Annotated in this window: 1 protein-coding gene, 1 rRNA gene and 1 pseudogene; all 3 read left to right on the forward strand. The window is 34.5% G+C overall.

The window, feature by feature from the left end; genetic code table 11:
• Window positions 1-146: 146 nt before the first annotated feature.
• Window positions 147-255, forward strand: a 5S ribosomal RNA gene (rrf, locus tag Q0838_RS14130).
• A gap of 123 nt (window positions 256-378) precedes the next feature.
• Window positions 379-732: a transposase gene (locus Q0838_RS14135; RefSeq protein WP_298956533.1), complete on the forward strand. Its 354-nt coding sequence runs from the start codon at window positions 379-381 to the stop codon at window positions 730-732.
• A 130-nt stretch (window positions 733-862) separates the two neighbouring features.
• Window positions 863-1,537: pseudogene (locus Q0838_RS14140) on the forward strand (transposase).
• Window positions 1,538-1,662 lie beyond the last annotated feature (125 nt).

Consider the following 1,662-nt stretch of genomic DNA (forward strand, 5'->3'; position numbering starts at 1 on the left):
CGTTGATAGGTCATAGGTGTAAAGGCAGTAATGTCATAGCCGAGTGATACTAATTACCCGTAAGCTTAGATATTCTACACCTATTTTTTTACTAGTTTATATTTTCAATATGTCAAATCATACAGTTTGAATTCAACTGAAACCATTAAGGTGGTTATAGCGATGGGGCTCACCTCTTACCTTTCCGAACAGAGAAGTTAAGCCCATTTGCGCAGATGGTACTGCTATTTGTGGGAGAGTATGTCGCCGCCTTCTTTAAACCCTTGTCTGAAAGACAAGGGTTTTTTTTGTTTATGGATTGAGTTCTGGGTTACATGGGCTCAACACAAAAACTTGTGGAGTATGTAAAAAGGATTAAACTTTGCTTTAAAAATTTCTATGTCATCTGAAGCCTTATTATCGATAGCTAAATTATTACTCCCAGAAGTAGTTGTGTCCTATTTTGAATTAGCCAAACACGAGGTTAAAGAGAAAGAAATACACTTTTATTTCAAAGAACTAAACAATACTCCAGAAGAGTTTAAAGGAGTTACTCTAAGTTCAAAAGGGTTCTTTGCTGAAGCTACAGTTCAGGATTTTCCCATACGTGGAAAGCATGTTTTTCTACATATAACACGACGTAGATGGCTTAATGAAACAACAGGTAAAGTAGTAAGACGAGATTGGCAATTAGTAGCAAAAGGAACTAGAATGACTAGTGAGTTTGCTACTTTTTTAAAAGAGCTCTATTAGTAATAACGCATCCAGTACGGCGGTTGTAGCAAAGTTTTACGGTGTAAACCCTAGAAGTATGCAAAGGCAATACAGAGATTATTTGAGTGACTTTAAAACTTGGAATCAAAAGTCACATGCAAAACAATGGATGTTATTCTCAAAGAATTTAGCAAGCCATCTTTCTCTTGATGAAACAGCTTTTTCCAACGGCGATCTTTATACAATACTCACTAATAAAAAAGCTAAAGGAAAGAAAGGAGCTATTGTAGCTATGGTCAAAGGCACCAAGGCTGAAAATGTCATAAAGATACTCAACAAGATTCCTCTAAAACAACGCAAGAAAGTTAAGGAAGTAACCTTGGATATGGCAGGCAACATGGGGCTAATTGTTAAAAAATAATTCCCCAATGCTGCTTTAGTTATAGATCGTTTCCATGTTCAAAAGCTAGAATTAGATGCCTTGCAAGAAATTAGAATCAAACATCGATGGTAAGCTTTAGATGTTGAGAATGAAGCGATTGAAAATGCTAGAAACAAATCTTTAAAATAAACTCCAGAAATACTACCTAACGGTGATACATTAAAACAACTACTGGCTAGAAGTAGATATTTACTATATAAATCAAGGTCTAAATGGAATGAAAATCAATTAAAAAGAGCGGGAATACTTTTTAGCAGGTATCCTGATTTAGAAAAAGCGTATAACTTATGTCAAAACCTATCTGCAATATTTAACAATACAAAAGATAAGACTTCAGCACTTATAAGATTAGCAAAATGTGATGAAATAGTAAGACAAGCTTTTATACCAATTTATTTTTGAAAAGTCTCTATTAAAGCGTTTTTATAATGATGGTTACTAGTTATTGACTTTATGGTCTGGCTACTCATACTAACTACTGTTGTGTGCAACCATTTTTTCAGTTCTCCCATGGATTCAAAGCGTTG

It is taken from the genome of uncultured Nonlabens sp. (genome assembly GCF_947495285.1).
In the GTDB taxonomy this organism is placed as follows: domain Bacteria; phylum Bacteroidota; class Bacteroidia; order Flavobacteriales; family Flavobacteriaceae; genus Nonlabens.

What these genes read in the sequence shown, in the direction of transcription:
- Q0838_RS14135 (WP_298956533.1), top strand. Translation starts at nt 379, where the DNA reads ATGTCATCTGAAGCCTTATTATCGATAGCTAAATTATTACTCCCAGAA.